Genomic DNA, 13,841 nt, shown 5'->3' on the forward strand with positions numbered 1-13,841 from the left:
TCTTTCTCATGGCAGGGAGGCGGGACCGCAGGCAGGGTCAGTGGTAGACGTCGATCACGAGACGGTTGGGGTTGCTCAGGAAGAAGACGTGGTAGTCGCTCAGGTCACCCAGAGCCAGACCGAAGCCGGCGTAGCCCTCGTAGCTGCCGAGGACGGCGTAGCCCTTGACGGAGGGCATGTCCAGCACCTTCGGGGTGGCGCCGATGAACGCGTCGGCGCCGCTGGTCGTGAGGGTGGTGGCTCCGGAAAAGTTCAGGGTCAGGTAGGTCTTGCCGTTGAGGGGGATACGCGGGCGCTCCTCGCTCCCGTCGCCGAGGGCGTAGAGGCCCGTGCCTCCGAGGTCCTGAAACACGATCTTGGGGAGGTTCGGGCCTGCGAGGTCGACGACGATCCGGTCGTAGTCGGCGTAGGCGCCCGTCCGGACGCGGACGAAGCAGGCCGCCTCGCAGTCGGGTGTGATGGTCGTCGCCGTGGCGGTGACCGCGGTGGTGGCACTGGGGGTCACGGTGGTGGCCGAGGCCGAGGGCACGAGGCCGGCCAGCAGGATGCCGGCCAGGGCGCCACCGGTGGTGAGAAGCCGTGACACCGGGGCGGCCCGGCGTGTGAGTGCACGGGAGGAGGGCATGAGTGACTCCAGGTGATGGCAGGGAGGCGGGACCGCAGGCAGGGTCAGTGGTAGACGTCGATCACGAGCCGGTTGGGGTTGCTCAGGAAGAAGACGTGGTAGTCGCTCAGGTCGCCCAGAGCGAGACCGAATTTGGCGTGGCCCTCGAAGCTGCCGAGGACGGCGTAGCCCTTGACCGAGGGCATGTCCAGCACCTTCGGGGTGGCGCCGATGAACGCGGCGGCGCCGCTGGTCGTGTAGGTGGTGGCTCCGAAAAACTGCAGTGTCAAGTAGGTCTTGCCGTCGAGGGGGACACGCGGCTCACTCCCGTCCCCCTTGCCGCTCATGGGTGTGAGGCCTGTGCCTCCGAGGAACTCGTACTCGAGATAGGGGAGGTCCGGGCCTCCGAGGTCGACGACGATGCGGTCGTAGTCGGCGTAGGCGCCCGTCCGGACGCGGACGAAGCAGGCCGCATGGCAGTCGGGTGTGATGGTCGTCGCCGTGGCGGTGACCGCGGTGGTGGCACTGGGGGTCACGGTGGTGGCCGAGGCCGAGGGCACGAGGCCGGCCAGCAGGATGCCGGCCAGGGCGCCGCCGGTGGTGAGAAGCCGTGACACCGGGGCGGCGCGGCGTGTGAGAGCTCGGGAGGAGGGCATGGCTGACTCCAGGTGGAGGAAGGGGTTGTGTCGGGGAACGGGCGGTGCGCCTGCCGACACCGGAACCCTAGAAGCAGTTGTGGGCCCAGCCCTCGTCCCGCCCGTCCCCAGGACGTCCCGTCGGCCGCGGCCGATCGCCGCTGTCCGCACGCCCTGCCCCGGCTCCCGGCTCCCGGACGTTGAAGGATCGTTGGCGCCGCGTTGAGCGGGAGAGCGAACATGCCCCGCCGGATACAAGGGCATGGAACGGGAAGGACGCGGCATGGCAGACCGCCATGGCGACGCAGCCCGCCCGCGGGAGCACACGAACCCGTGGGACGAGCTCACAGCCGAGATGAAACGCATCAAGGACACGACGAACCTCAGCTACGCGACGCTCGCCAGGCGCACGCACTACAGCAGGTCCTCCTGGGAAAGGTTCCTGAACCAGAAGCAGTTGCCGACGCGCGTGGCGATCGAGCAGTTCGCCGCTGCCGCGGAGCAGGACGTACAGCCGTTGCTGGCACGCTTCGAGCAGTGCCTGGCCCACGTGGAGGCCGAACGCGGTTCTTCCCGCCATCCGGCCGACGCAGGGCAGTGCGGTGCGGGGTCCCCCGCAGGATGTTCCGGACACCTGTCCGGCGCCCAACTCCGGGCGCTGGCGCTGGCCTCGGCGGCCGGTGCCGTGCTGGGCAGTCTCCTCACTCTCGCCGCCGCACGCCCCCGCCCGGTGCGACAGCGACGTGGCGCGACGGTGTGAGACGGTCCGTCAGTGGCCCTGTTCCGTGAGCCGGCGCAGGGCCGTGCGGCTTTCCTCGGCCCGTCTCGTCAGGTGGTGGCGCCGCCCCAGTTCCAGGTAGGCCTCCCAGCTCTCCCGCGCCTCGTCCCATTCGAGGAACTGCTCGTGGGCCGTGGCCATGGAGCGCAGGCAGTCCGCGGTACCGGAGTAGTCATTCATCCTCTGTCGGACCTCCAGTGCCTCCGACAACGCGTCGAACGCCTCTTCACGTCGTCCGAGGAGGGCAAGTACGTCACCGAGCCGGGTGAGGCTGTCGGCGAGGAGGATGCTGTGACCGGCCTTTCTGAGCAGATCGGCCGCCTGCCGGTGCTCCTCGGCGGCCTGCTCGTGTTCGCCGCGCAGCTGCCGCGCGACCGCGAGGCGGCTGAGGGAGAGCGCCTCGATGCGCACGTCACCCGGCTCGGGGTTGAGTTCCAGGAACAACTCCCGGGAGCGCAGCGCGCACGCAAATGCCTGTTCGGCGTCCCCCAGCCGGGCGTGGGCCGCCGACATCCCGCCGAGGAGGGACGCCTCGGCGCGCAGGTCGCCGTGGCCACTGAAGTGGTCCCAGGCAATGCGCAGATGGGCGAGGCAGGCCTCATTACGGGACGCCATGCCGTGCGCGACCGCGATCCGGCGGTGCAGCCACGCCTGCCCCAGGGTGTCGTCGTGCGCGCGGGCGATGTCCATCGCCTGATGCAGGCAGTGGTCCCACTCCCCCGTCCACCCGTGAGTGGTGGCGTACCCGAACAGGCCGGCGGCGAGACGCCACGCCATGTCGGAGCGGCCCAGTTCACCGGCGCGCGCGATTCCCTCGCGGATGGCCGGCAGTTCGCCCACGGACCAACGGATCGCCTCCTCGTCGTCGGCGAAGACGGGGGTCTCCTGAATCCGGCCGTCGTCGAGCGGCGGTGGCGTCTGCGTCTCCTTCGTGGCCGTGCGGCACGCCTCGGCCACGGCCGCCGCGTACCAGGACAGCAGGCGTATCTGCGCCTCCCGCCGTTCCTGCGGCGACTCCTCCTCGGTGACGCGCCGCTCCGCGTACTCGCCGAGCAGGTCGTGCAGGGCGTAGTGGTCGGGCGCGGGGCTGTACGCGAGATGGGCGTCGGTCAGCAGGTCGAGCAGGACCGCGGCCCGGTGCACCGGTACGTCCAGCAGGGCGGCGGCGGCTTTCGGTGTGACCGGATGGGCCCACAGGCCGAGGAGTCGGAAGGCGCGCGCGGCCTGGCGTTCCAGGGGCAGGGCGCTGTCCCGCATGGCCACGTAGCTCATGGAGAAGGCGCGCTCCACGTCGGCAGTGTCCATGGAGAGTGCCTCCAGCCGTCCTTGACGTGGTGTCAGGCGTCCGGCCAGCAGGGAGAGGGGCCACTGCGGCCGGGACAACAGCCGTCCGCCGACGATGGTCAGGGCCAGGGGGAGTCCGCCGCAGGCCGCCATGATCTCGTCGGCAGCGTCAGGTTCGGCGAGGAGTCGTTCGGCGCCGCACAGCGCGGACAGGAGGGCCCGCTGATCGCTGCGGGGCAGGGGAAGCAAGGTGACTGCGGCCGTGTCGGTCAGCCCGGGAAGCAGCTTGCGGCTGGTGATCAGGGCGACGCTGCGGCCGCCGACCGGGAGGAGAGGGGCCACCTGCCGCTTGTCGCGCACGTTGTCCAGGAGCAGCAGCACGCGGCGTCCGGCGAGTGCTTCCTGGAGGAGGAGGGCGCGGTCGTCGGTGTCGTCCGGCACCATCTCGGGGTGCATCCCGAGATCCGACAGGAAGCGGGCGATCACCTCCCCGGCGGGACGGGGCCGGGCACTGCAGTACCCGTGCAGGTCGGCGTAGAGGATGCCGTCCGGGAACTGGTCGCGCATGCGGTGGGCGACGTGCACGGCGAAGGCCGTCTTCCCCACACCTGCCATGCCCGAGACGACCACGGCCCGGGGCAGCCGGACGGGCGGGTCGCCTGCGCCGCCGAGCAGTGCCGTCACCTGCTCCCTCTCCTGGTCGCGCCCGACGAACGCGGTGCTCTCGCACGGCACTTGGAAGGGCGGTGTGGGACGGGCGGTGCTCGTGGTGGCGGTTCCGCGCGGGCCGGTGCGCAGGGCCGCGTAGGCACGCTGGGCGTCCGCTCCCGGTTCGACCCCGAGTTCGTCGGACAGGGTGCGGCGCAGCCGGTGGTAGACGGCGGCGGCGTCCGCCCTGCGACCGGACTGCCGGAGGGCCGACATCAGCCGCGCGTGGAGCCCCTCACGCAAGGGGTGTTCCGCCACAAGGGCGGTGAGCGGAGCCACAGCCTGCTGATGGCGCCCCTGGTGCAGTTCGGCGTCGAAGCGCCACTCAAGGATCTGCAGCCGTTCTTCGCAGAGTTGGTGCACGCGAAGCGCGGCCTCGTCCTGCTCCGCGAACGGATGGACGTCGGCCAGTGGTGTGCCGCGCCACAGGTACAGGGCGGCGGTGCTCTCCCTGAGCACCGCCGCCCAGTCCTCGCGCCGGTGTGCGCGCCGTGCGGCGTGCATCCGCGCGTCGAAGACGTCGATGTCCAGTTCGCCCTCGTGCACGCGGAGTTGGTACCCAGGTGGCACGGTCCGCAGACGCTCCTCGACGACGCCGTCCAGGGCGGGCAGCCCTCTGCGCAGCCGGGTGAGATGGTTGGCGAGTGCGGCGTCGGCGCTCGCCGGTACGTCGTCACCCCACAGCGCGGCCTTGAGCGCGTCGCGGGAGACCACCCGGTTGGGTCGTAGCAGCAGCGCCGCCAGCAGTGCGCGGACCTTGGGGCCGGACACCGGCTGTGGCGCCGTGCCGTCGTGCACGAACAGTGGGCCGAGCAGGCCGAACTTCACCACTCTGTCCCCCCGCCTGACAGTTGACCGGGCCACGCTGTCGCGGCGCCTGTCTGCTTCATCGTACGACTCGGAAATGTGTCTGGATCATGACGCACGTTGCCGACGCGAGCCCGCCACGGGCCTACGCGGCGTCCCGTACCGTCCCGGGACGCACCGGGACGGTACGGGACGTCTCAGCGTTCGGATCTTGCTTGTTGAAGCTGCCATTCTCAGCCATGATCCAGTTCGTTCATCTGCATTTTCGGGGGGAAACATGACAAGGCATGCACTGGCCGCCGGCCTGCGGCAGCGGCATCTGGCCATGATCGCTTTGGGCGGCGCCATCGGTGCCGGGCTGTTCGTCGGGTCGGGGATCGGTATCGCGGCGGCCGGGCCCGGCATTCTCGTCTCGTACCTTCTCGCGGGCGCGCTCACGATGCTGGTGATGAGGATGCTGGGCGAGATGTCGGCGGCCCGGCCGGTCACGGGTTCTTTCGCGGAGCATGCGCGTCGCGCGTTCGGCCCGTGGGCCGGGGTGTTGTCCGGCTGGATGTACTGGGCCCTGCTCGTCGTGAGCGTGGCGGCGGAGGCGCTCGGTGCCGCGCACATCGTCAGCGGGTGGATCCCGGCGGTGCCGGACTGGGCGTGGGTGGCCGTCTTCATGAGCGTGTTCACCCTGAGCAATCTCGCCGGGGTGCGGAACTTCGGCGAACTGGAGTTCTGGTTCGCGGGTTTGAAGATCGCCGCCATCTGCGGATTCCTCGCCATCGGGGGTGCCGCGCTCGCGGGGCTGCTGCCCGGACACGCCTCACCGGGCACCTCCCATCTGATCGGCGACGGAGGCTTCCTGCCGCACGGCTGGCACGGTGTGGCTGTCGGCATGGTCGCGGCGGTCTTCGCCTTCGGCGGGCTTGAGACGGTGACGATCGCGGCCGCCGAATGCGAGGACCCGGTCAAGGCGGTGCGCACGGGGGTCAGGGCCGTGATGTGGCGGGTCTCGGTGTGTTACATCGGCTCGATGGCGGTGATCGTGGCCCTCGTACCGTGGAACGCTCCCGACCTCGTCGAGGGGCCCTATGCCGCCGCGATGCAGCGGGTCGGCGTGGCGGGCGCCGCGGATCTGATGAAGGCCGTGGTGCTGGTGGCCCTGCTGTCGGCGATGAACGCCAACATCTACGGCTCGTCAAGAATGCTGTACGCGCTGGTGGGACGCGGGGACGCACCACGAGCCCTGGGACGTCTCGGCCGGGGCGTGCCCTACGCGGCGGTGCTGGCCTCGGCGGCCTTCGGTTTCGGCTCGGTCGTGCTCAGTCTGGTCTGGCCGGCGACGGTCTTCCCGTTTCTGCTCAACTCGATCGGGGCCGCGATCCTCGTCGTATGGGCGCTGATCGCGGCCTCCCACCTGCGGTTGCACGGCGCCTCCGTCCGCGCGGTGACCGTACTGGCCTCGATCGGCGGCGTGCTGCTGTTCATGCTGGGCGACGCCGTGAGCCGGACCCAGATCCTGACCACGGGTGCCTGGACGGCCGCGCTCCTGGGGTGGGCCTGGTGCCGACGACTCAGGAACGCGCGTAACGGGCAAGGAAGAGATCCACTCCCGAACTGACCATACGGGTCAGCTCGGCGTCCTCGATCGGCGTCTCGGGGGTGAACGTGCGGACCAGCTGCGGCACACCCACCGTGGCGGCGACGAACTGCTGCACGGCGAGCTTGGGGTCGGGGACGTCGAGGACCCCACGCGCGTCGAGTTCGGTGAACGCCTTGATCAGCGGCCCGTTGTTCATGTCGTAGCTGACCCGGTACCACAGCTGGCCCAGCTGCGGGAAGCGGTCGATCTCACCGATCACCAGGCGTCGCAGCGACATGATGTCGGGGCGCAGCAGGAGGCGGGCCCAGTCGTGGGCGAGCTGGACGAGGGCGGCGCGCACGTCGGGCGCCTCGGCGATGGTGGAGTTGATCGGCTTCAGGTCGGCGTACGTCTTCGGCAGGACGCCGCCGATGACCGCGAGGAACAGGCGCTCCTTGCTGCCGAAGTGCTTGTAGATCGTCGCCTTCGAGACACCCGAGCGGCTGGTGATGGCCTCCATCGACGCCGCCGAGTACCCCTCGGCGAGGAACTCGGTGAGGGCGGCGTCGACGATGGCCTGGTGCTTGCGCGAGGCCGCGTCGGCGGGGTCCGGGATGATCGGGATGCCATAGGCATCGACGCTCTTCTGGGGTTCGGCTCCCATGGCTGTCCTTACACGGTTGGGGTGGGGGGCACCGCGCCGAGGGGGAACGGCGCGCGTCAGTATATGAACTGAACGGTTTGGTCTGCAAAGGTGGCCACGACGGGACCGGCCGCGACGCCCGCCAGGAACGCGAGGTTGAACCAGCCGACAGCGGGGCCGCGCAGTTCCTCCGAAAGGCTCCGGGTGGCCGCTCCGGTGAGCAGCCCTTGTCCGGCCGTCGAGGCGAGCGCGCTTGTTCCCGAGCCGAGGAGCACGAGCGCGGGCCAAGGCGCGAAGGCCGCGACGGTGGCAGCGGAGAGGGAGCCGGCGACCAGCAGAATCCGCACCCTGCGCTCCCCCAGCTGCGGGGCGGCTCGAATCAATTGCCAGGACAGCAGCGCCCCGGCCAGGGTCGTCAGCGAGGAGAACGCGCCGGTGTGCACGGCGCTCCAGCCCGTGAGGGCGACGATGCGGCGAGGGGCTGTGGACACCAGGGCGAAGTTGACGGTCGACACCAGGAGCATCAGCCCCGCGGCGGCACGGAACCGCCCGTCCCGCAGGATGGCGGGAAGGCGTGCCGCGGGACGTCCGGCCGACGGCACGGCGTCCACCGGCTGCGTCCGTCCCGCCAGCCGCAGCGCGGGCGACAGGACGCACAGGCTGAGCAGCGGCAGGATCAGGGCGCCGCGCCAGCCGATCGCCGCGGCCACGGCCGCCCCGCCGAAGAGGCCCACCGTCCCGCCCGCCGCGCTGCCGATCGCGACCAGCCCCGCCGCGCGGCCCGCGGGGTCCCGGGAGGCGAGCTGAAAGGCGGCGACGTTCATCCCGGCGGCGCCCATGGCCAGCACGGCGCGCCCGGCCACCGCCGACGGCAGGCCGGGGGCCAGTACCACCGTCGCCGCGCCCAGGGCCACGAGCAGCGCTCCGGCCCGTATCATCCCTGCGGGCCCACGGCGTCCGGCCGTGCTGGTCAGCAGGGGTGTGCCGACGGCCATCCCGATCCCGTAGGCCGTCATCAGCAGCGCCGACACCCCGGCGGTGACACCCAGGTCACGGGCGGCGGCGGGCAGCACCAGGGCAGGGCCGGAGATTCCCATGGCCGCGGGTGCGGCGAGCGCGGCCAGCAGCGCGCCCGGGACCCGGCGCACTTCGCTGCCGGCCGGCGCGGAGAGGGCCGTCATACCGGCATCCGCCCCATCAGCCCGCGACTGTGGTCCCGCTCTGCCTGCCGGAGTTCGGCGGCGGTGTTCATCACGAACGGGCCGCTGCGGGCGACGGGTTCGCCGATCGGCTCGCCGGTCAGGACCAGGACCTCGGCCGCGGCGCCGGGCGCCTCGACGGTGAACTCGTCCGCGTCCTGGGCGAGGAGGGCGAGGTGTCCGTCCGGTACCGGCCGGCCGCAGGTGACGACGTCGCCCTGCATGACGTAGACCATGGCGTTGTGCGCGGCCGGAGCGGTGAACCGGGCTCGGCCGCCCCGGGCGATGCGGGCATGGGCGACGAGGACCGGTGTGCGGGTGGCGAACGGGCCCGTGACGCCATGGCTCGTCCCGGCGAGAACGATCACCTCGGCGCCGTCGGGCGTGGTCACGGTGGGGAGGTCCGCCGCCTCCGCGTTCTGGCTGCGCGGTGCGACGCCCTTGTGGCGCGCGGGGAGGTTCAGCCAGATCTGCAGCATGTGCTGGCGACCGCCCGCGGCGAGGAACTCCGGTGTGGGCAGGGCCTCGTGAACGATGCCCGAGCCCGCGGTGAGCCACTGGACCCCGCCCGCCCGGACGACAGCGCGGTGGCCGCGTGAGTCCGCGTTGGCGATGTCTCCGTCCAGGACGTACTGGATCGTCTCGAAGCCCCGGTGGGGGTGTGGGGGCGCGCCCTTCGCCTCGCCGGGTCCGAGATCGACAGGACCGACCTGATCAACCATCAGGAACGGGTCGACAAAAGGTAGTTCCGCTGCCGGGAAGGGGCGGCGGACGGGGAATCCGGCGCCCTCAAAGGTGTGAAAGGGCGGAGCGACGCGTACGACACTCCGGCCCGCGACGACGGTGACGACCGCGGCCGCATTGGTCTCCAAGGTCATGCCACGACTGAACTACACCAGACGGTTCACCGTCAATACTGAACTGTCTAGTTTTCCAACTGAACCGATCGGTTGACGTCATGAACCGAACGGTTTAGCTTTCTGCTTGCCGGCACGGCGAAGCCCGAGGCCGGTGCCGTACCGCGAACACACCCACGAGAAAGAAGGACGACAGTGAGCACCCTCAAGACGCTGCAGACCGGCCACGTCGGGCTCAACGTCACGGACCTGGACCGGTCCGTGGCCTTCTACAGGACCGTCTTCGCGTTCGACACGATCGCGGAGGGCAAGGAGGAGAACCGCCGGTTCGCCTTTCTCGGGCGTCAGGGAAAGGCCCTGATCACCCTGTGGGAACAGAGCACGGGCGAGTTCCCCGTGGCGCTGCCCGGTCTGCACCACCTGTCCTTCCAGGTGGACACCATCGACGAGGTGAAGGCCGCGGAGCAGGTGCTGCGCGAGCTGGACGCGCATTTCGCCCATGACGGTGTGGTCCCGCACGGCGAACACGGCACCTCCGGCGGCATCTTCTTCACCGACCCCGACGGGATCCGCCTGGAGATCTATGCCCCGACCGGTGCCGATCCGGCCGACGCCCCCACCGAGAACGCGCCCACCTGCGGTTTCTTCTAGGACCTGCCGGCATCCGCGCCGCCCGCCCCGTACGACTGCTCAGGAAGGAATGCCGTGGCACGCCAGTACCACCGTGGGGAACTCGCGGTCCAGAACCGGGCCGAACTGGCCCACCAGGCCTCGCACGCCCTCGCCGGCATCGGCGGGACCGTCCCGCCGATAGCCGCGGCGTTCCTTGCGGACCAGCGGATGATCGTCGTCGGCGGCACCGACGCCGCCGGCCGGATCTGGGCCACCCAGCTCACCGGTGCGCCCGGCTTCCTGCGAACCCCCGATCCCACCACCCTCACCGTCGACGCCGTGCCCCACCCGAAGGACCCACTCGCAGAGGTCCTCGGCGGTCCCGCAACGGTGGGCATGATCGCCATCGAGCCCGCGACCCGGCGCCGGATGCGCCTCAACGGCCGGTCCACCCCGGTGGACGGTGGGCTGCGCGTCGACCTCGACCAAGTCATCTCCAACTGCCCCAAGTACATCCAGAAACGCGAGGTCCGCACCCTGCGGGAGACGGAGACGGCACCCGCGTCCCACGCGGTCACGCGGGGCACCTCGCTCACCCCGGCGCAACAGGCCGCCCTGCGCGCCACGGACACCTTCTTCGTGGCCACCTCCGACGGCAGCGGCAACACCGACGCCTCGCACCGCGGCGGCAACCCCGGTTTCGTAGAGGTGCTCTCGCCGACGCTGCTGCGCTGGCCCGATTACGTCGGCAACGCGATGTTCCTGACCCTGGGCAACCTCGAACTGCGCTCCGCGGCCGGCCTCTTGGTGCCCGGCTGGGACAACGGCTCCACGCTCCACCTGTCCGGAACGGCCCGCACGGTCTGGGACACCGCCGAAATCTCCCGCGTCCCGGGCGCGCAGCGCCTCGTCGAGTTCACCGTCACCGACGTCGTGCAGATCGACGACGCCGTGCCGCTGCGCTGGAGCGCCCCTGCCTACTCACGCTTCAACCCGCCTGTCTCCTGACCCGCCCGTCTCCTGAACAGCCAAGGAAGGCGCCCCATGCGCATCCACGTGGACATGAACCTCTGCGAGAGCCACGGTCAGTGCGTCTTCGCCGCACCCGAGGTGTTCTCCTTCGACGACGAGGACTACCTCCTCTACGACGCCGAGCCCGCCGACACGCTCCTGGACCAGGTGCGCGAGGGCGCACGGATGTGCCCCGTGCGAGCCATCACCATCCTTGGGTCGGCGCCATGAGACGCATCGTGATCGTGGGCGCGTCACTCGCCGGTCTCCACGCCGCGCACACCCTGCGCGACGAGGGTTTCGCCGGTGAACTCACCCTGATCGGCGACGAACCGCACCTTCCCTACGACCGCCCGCCTCTCTCCAAGGGCCAGTTGGCCTCCGACGCGCGGGACGCCGACGTCGACCTGCCGGTCGCGGACGATGTCGACGCCGCCTGGCTGCTCGGCACGGCGGCCACCGGCCTCGACCTCGCCCACCGCGTCGTGCGGCTGGCCGACGACCGGCTGATCCCTTTCGACGGGCTGGTCATGGCGACCGGTACCTCGGCCCGCACACCGGCACCGGCCCAACGTCCCCCGCTCACCCCCGTGTTCACCCTGCGCACGCGGGACGACGCCGCCCGGCTGCGGGACGAACTGCTCCCTCACCGGCACGCCGTCGTCGTGGGCGGCGGCTTCCTCGGCAGCGAGGTCGCCGCATCGATCCGCGGACACGGTCTGGACGTCACCCTGGTGACGTCGGCGTCCCAGCCCCTGGCACGGGTGGTGGGAGCGGCGGCGGGCAGCTATGCCGCCGCTCTGCACCGCGAGGCCGGCATCACCGTGCTGACCGGACAGACAGCGACGGCCGAGGCGTCCGCCGGGCGGCTCGCCGGGGGCTCGCTGTCGAACGGCTCGCTGCCGGCGGCGGACCTCGTCGTCCTCGCCCTGGGCGGCACCCCGAACACCGGCTGGCTGAGCGGTTCGGGCGTCGCCGTGGACCACGGCGTGATCTGCGATCCGTATCTGCGGGTACGGCACGAGGACGGTTCGGTCCTGCCCGGCGTCGTCGCCGCCGGGGACGTCGTCCGGCTGCCGCATCCGCTGGCGGACGGCCGCCTCGTGGCCCTCGGACACTGGAGCAACGCTGTCGACCAGGCGGCGACCGCCGCCCGCAACCTGCTCCGGTCCGACGACGTACATCCCTTCACCTCGGTGCCGTCCTTCTGGTCCGACCTGCACGGCGTCACCCTGCGGGCCGTCGGCCTGCCGTCCGAAGCGGACGACCACCAGGTGGCCGAGTACGACCTGCCGGCCCGCAAGCTCCAGGTCACCCATCACCGCGACGGCCGCCCGGTCGGTGCCCTGTCGGTGGGCCGAAACGGCTGGCTCGCCGCCCGTCGGCGGGCCCTGACCGACTCACTCACCTCCCTCTGACCCTCCGGCGCGCCGTGGCACCGCCCGGCACGCCACCTCACCCCGCGCGCCCGCGCCATCGAGAGAACAGGAACACGAAATGCGTACCACCACCCTGGGAGTCAACGGCCCCACCGTCGGCCGCATCGGTCTGGGCACCATGGGCATGTCGTTCGGGTACGACCCGCAGGGTCGCGACGACGCGACCTCGGTGTCGGTGATCCGGCAGGCCCTCGACCTGGGCGTCACTCTGATCGACACCGCCGATGTCTACGGCCCTTACACCAACGAGGAGTTGGTGGGCCAGGCGCTGGCCGGCCGTCGCGAGGACGCCGTCCTGGTCACCAAGGGCGGGCTCACCATGAGTGAGGAGGGACTGGGCTTCAACGGGCGCCCCGACCACCTGCGGGCGGCGATCGACGCCAGCCTCAAGCGGCTGGGCACGGACTACGTCGACCTCTACTTTCTCCACCGGATCGACCCGGAGGTGCCGCTGGAGGAGAGCTGGGGCGCCCTGGGTGAGATCGCCGACGCGGGGAAGGTCCGGGCCATCGGCCTCTCGGAGGTCGGGCTGGCGGAGATCCAGCGTGCCGAGAGCGTCCGCCGGGTCGACGCCGTCGAGTCGGAGATGTCGCTGTTCACCCGTGGCTCCATGACGGACGTCCTGCCCTACCTCCGTGACCGGGGCATCGCCTTCCTGCCGTACTCCCCGCTCGGCCGCGGCCTGCTGACCGGCCGCTTCAGCGCGCCGTCCGACCTGACCGACGGCGACTGGCGCAGCGGCCTGCCGCGTTTCACCGAGGAGGCCATGCGCGCCAACCAGGCGCAGGTGGACGCCGTGCACGAAGTCGCCCGGCGCCATGAGGCCACGGCGGGCCAGGTGGCCCTGGCCTGGCTGCTGGAGCAGGGCGAGCACATCGTCCCGATCCCCGGCACGAAGAACCCGCGCTACCTGGCCGAGAACGCGGCCGCCGCCGACCTGGTCCTCTCCACCGCCGACCTCGCCGCCCTCGATGCCCTGCCCGCGCCGGTGGGTGCCCGCGAGTAGCGCACGGACACGGGGCGGGGCGGCTGTATCCGTCCCGCCCGTTCGTGCCCCGCCCCCCTTCCCATTTCAGGAGGACAGAAGTGTCCGATGTCCGTGCCCCCGTACCCCCCTTCACTGCCGAGACCGCGGCGGCGAAGGTCCAGGCCGCCGAAGACGCGTGGAACAGCCGCGACCCCGAACGGGTCGCCCTCGCGTACACACCGGACTCCGTCTGGCGCAACCGTGACGAGTTCCTCACCGGACGCGAGGCCATCGTCGCCTTCCTCACCCGCAAGTGGGCCAAAGAGCAGGAGTACGCCCTGCGCAAGGAGTTGTGGGCCTACACCGGCAACCGCATCTCGGTGCGTTTCGCGTACGAATGGCACGACGCCGCGGGGCAGTGGTGGCGTAGTCATGGGAACGAGCAGTGGGAGTTCGACGACCACGGGCTCATGCGGCGGCGCGAGGCCAGTATCAACGACATCCCGATAGACCGGGCCGACCGGAAGATCTTCGGAGCTCGCCCGCAGGCGTCACGCGCCTGAAAGTCAGGGCGCCGAACACCTACCCGTCAGCCCCTCACGGTGATGTGGCCGCCGGGGGCCGACGGGCACGCGTGGGACGGATCCCAGTAGCGGTCGCGGCGGCCACGGCAGCGAAGCGCGCGTGATCTTGGACGACATGCGCACAAGTAGGGCGCACGTGAGGT

Annotated in this window: 14 protein-coding genes; 8 read left to right on the top strand and 6 right to left on the bottom strand. The window is 71.1% G+C overall.

Annotated features, from left to right (window positions below):
• Nucleotides 1-37 precede the first annotated feature (37 nt).
• Nucleotides 38-625 carry a hypothetical protein gene (locus J3486_RS08885; RefSeq protein ID WP_207819599.1) on the bottom strand — a complete coding sequence of 196 codons (588 nt, stop codon included), beginning with the start codon at nucleotides 623-625 and terminating at the stop codon, nucleotides 38-40.
• Between the two features lie 44 nt (nucleotides 626-669).
• Nucleotides 670-1,260 (bottom strand): hypothetical protein, encoded by a 591-nt coding sequence (locus J3486_RS08890; protein WP_207819600.1) that lies wholly within the window; start codon nucleotides 1,258-1,260, stop codon nucleotides 670-672.
• A 262-nt stretch (nucleotides 1,261-1,522) separates the two neighbouring features.
• Between J3486_RS08890 and J3486_RS08895 the strand changes: the two genes are divergently transcribed.
• Nucleotides 1,523-1,999 carry a helix-turn-helix transcriptional regulator gene (locus J3486_RS08895; RefSeq protein ID WP_207819601.1) on the top strand — a complete coding sequence of 159 codons (477 nt, stop codon included), beginning with the start codon at nucleotides 1,523-1,525 and terminating at the stop codon, nucleotides 1,997-1,999.
• A gap of 9 nt (nucleotides 2,000-2,008) precedes the next feature.
• Here J3486_RS08895 and J3486_RS08900 read toward each other — a convergent pair whose 3' ends face one another.
• Nucleotides 2,009-4,840 (bottom strand): BTAD domain-containing putative transcriptional regulator, encoded by a 2,832-nt coding sequence (locus J3486_RS08900; protein WP_207819602.1) that lies wholly within the window; start codon nucleotides 4,838-4,840, stop codon nucleotides 2,009-2,011.
• Nucleotides 4,841-5,093: 253 nt separating this feature from the next.
• On the opposite strand from J3486_RS08900, the gene J3486_RS08905 reads away from it, so the two are divergent.
• The gene (locus J3486_RS08905) at nucleotides 5,094-6,425 is read left to right on the top strand and encodes an amino acid permease (RefSeq protein WP_207819603.1); all 1,332 of its coding nucleotides are present in this window, start codon (nucleotides 5,094-5,096) and stop codon (nucleotides 6,423-6,425) included.
• Here the strand turns inward: J3486_RS08905 and J3486_RS08910 are convergent.
• From J3486_RS08910 to J3486_RS08920, 3 genes are read right to left on the bottom strand one after another with little or no spacing between them, the layout of a single operon-like run.
• Nucleotides 6,379-7,050, bottom strand: coding sequence for a TetR/AcrR family transcriptional regulator (locus J3486_RS08910; protein WP_207819604.1), 672 nt, complete (start codon nucleotides 7,048-7,050; stop codon nucleotides 6,379-6,381). The genes J3486_RS08905 and J3486_RS08910 overlap by 47 nt on opposite strands.
• A gap of 56 nt (nucleotides 7,051-7,106) precedes the next feature.
• Complete coding sequence (locus J3486_RS08915; protein ID WP_207819605.1) at nucleotides 7,107-8,210, bottom strand: MFS transporter; 1,104 nt, start codon at nucleotides 8,208-8,210, stop codon at nucleotides 7,107-7,109.
• Nucleotides 8,207-9,106: a pirin family protein gene (locus J3486_RS08920; protein ID WP_207819606.1), complete on the bottom strand. Its 900-nt coding sequence runs from the start codon at nucleotides 9,104-9,106 to the stop codon at nucleotides 8,207-8,209. Before J3486_RS08920 ends, J3486_RS08915 begins: the two co-directional genes overlap by 4 nt.
• A gap of 174 nt (nucleotides 9,107-9,280) precedes the next feature.
• Here J3486_RS08920 and J3486_RS08925 point away from each other — a divergent pair, with 174 nt between their 5' ends.
• The 6 genes from J3486_RS08925 (at nucleotide 9,281) to J3486_RS08950 (ending at nucleotide 13,677) form a co-directional block, all read left to right on the top strand.
• The gene (locus tag J3486_RS08925; protein WP_207819607.1) at nucleotides 9,281-9,736 is read left to right on the top strand and encodes a VOC family protein; all 456 of its coding nucleotides are present in this window, start codon (nucleotides 9,281-9,283) and stop codon (nucleotides 9,734-9,736) included.
• 54 nt (nucleotides 9,737-9,790) lie between these two features.
• The gene (locus J3486_RS08930) at nucleotides 9,791-10,705 is read left to right on the top strand and encodes a pyridoxamine 5'-phosphate oxidase family protein (protein WP_207819608.1); all 915 of its coding nucleotides are present in this window, start codon (nucleotides 9,791-9,793) and stop codon (nucleotides 10,703-10,705) included.
• Between the two features lie 36 nt (nucleotides 10,706-10,741).
• The gene (locus J3486_RS08935) at nucleotides 10,742-10,939 is read left to right on the top strand and encodes a ferredoxin (protein WP_207819609.1); all 198 of its coding nucleotides are present in this window, start codon (nucleotides 10,742-10,744) and stop codon (nucleotides 10,937-10,939) included.
• Nucleotides 10,936-12,126, top strand: a complete 1,191-nt coding sequence (locus tag J3486_RS08940; RefSeq protein WP_229377684.1) for an NAD(P)/FAD-dependent oxidoreductase — start codon at nucleotides 10,936-10,938, stop codon at nucleotides 12,124-12,126. Before J3486_RS08935 ends, J3486_RS08940 begins: the two co-directional genes overlap by 4 nt.
• A 79-nt stretch (nucleotides 12,127-12,205) precedes the next feature.
• Nucleotides 12,206-13,153, top strand: coding sequence for an aldo/keto reductase (locus J3486_RS08945; protein WP_207819610.1), 948 nt, complete (start codon nucleotides 12,206-12,208; stop codon nucleotides 13,151-13,153).
• Nucleotides 13,154-13,233: 80 nt separating this feature from the next.
• On the top strand, nucleotides 13,234-13,677 hold the full coding sequence (locus J3486_RS08950; protein ID WP_207819611.1) for a nuclear transport factor 2 family protein: 444 nt from the start codon (nucleotides 13,234-13,236) through the stop codon (nucleotides 13,675-13,677).
• Nucleotides 13,678-13,841 lie beyond the last annotated feature (164 nt).

It is taken from the genome of Streptomyces sp. VRA16 Mangrove soil (genome assembly GCF_017377775.1).
In the GTDB taxonomy this organism is placed as follows: domain Bacteria; phylum Actinomycetota; class Actinomycetes; order Streptomycetales; family Streptomycetaceae; genus Streptomyces.

Excerpts from the sequence above, each read along its gene's own strand:
- J3486_RS08885 (WP_207819599.1), bottom strand. The coding sequence starts at position 625 with ATGCCCTCCTCCCGTGCACTCACACGCCGGGCCGCCCCGGTGTCACGG.
- J3486_RS08890 (WP_207819600.1), bottom strand. The coding sequence starts at position 1,260 with ATGCCCTCCTCCCGAGCTCTCACACGCCGCGCCGCCCCGGTGTCACGG.
- J3486_RS08895 (WP_207819601.1), top strand. The coding sequence starts at position 1,523 with ATGGCAGACCGCCATGGCGACGCAGCCCGCCCGCGGGAGCACACGAAC.
- J3486_RS08905 (WP_207819603.1), top strand. The coding sequence starts at position 5,094 with ATGACAAGGCATGCACTGGCCGCCGGCCTGCGGCAGCGGCATCTGGCC.
- J3486_RS08910 (WP_207819604.1), bottom strand. The coding sequence starts at position 7,050 with ATGGGAGCCGAACCCCAGAAGAGCGTCGATGCCTATGGCATCCCGATC.
- J3486_RS08915 (WP_207819605.1), bottom strand. The coding sequence starts at position 8,210 with ATGACGGCCCTCTCCGCGCCGGCCGGCAGCGAAGTGCGCCGGGTCCCG.
- J3486_RS08920 (WP_207819606.1), bottom strand. The coding sequence starts at position 9,106 with ATGACCTTGGAGACCAATGCGGCCGCGGTCGTCACCGTCGTCGCGGGC.
- J3486_RS08935 (WP_207819609.1), top strand. The coding sequence starts at position 10,742 with ATGCGCATCCACGTGGACATGAACCTCTGCGAGAGCCACGGTCAGTGC.
- J3486_RS08940 (WP_229377684.1), top strand. The coding sequence starts at position 10,936 with ATGAGACGCATCGTGATCGTGGGCGCGTCACTCGCCGGTCTCCACGCC.
- J3486_RS08945 (WP_207819610.1), top strand. The coding sequence starts at position 12,206 with ATGCGTACCACCACCCTGGGAGTCAACGGCCCCACCGTCGGCCGCATC.